Raw genomic sequence first — 245 nt, 5'->3', positions numbered from 1 at the left:
CAGGCAGCCAAGCTGTGCCATATGGCCCATGTCCTCATGGAGAACCGCAATGGCCTCGTAGTCGATGCGATCCTCACCCACGCGACCGGCACCGCCGAACGCGAGGCCGCACTGACCATGCTAGGCCGGATGGAAGGGCGCCATCGGATCACGCTGGGCGCGGACAAGAACTACGACACCGCCGCCTTCGTCGAGGCATTGCGCGAGATGGACGTCACCCCGCACGTGGCCCAGAATAACACCAA

General features: G+C 64.1%; 1 protein-coding gene. It reads left to right on the top strand.

Annotation, left to right across the window (positions count from 1 at the left end):
* Window positions 1-245: transposase (locus ACYPYD_RS23015; RefSeq protein ID WP_459665610.1), on the top strand; the 245-nt coding region annotated here is incomplete at both ends.

Source organism: Novosphingobium sp. 11B, assembly GCF_054589055.1.
The sequence above is the reverse complement of the archived record's forward strand: the minus strand, read 5'-3'. Positions and strand labels throughout refer to the sequence as shown.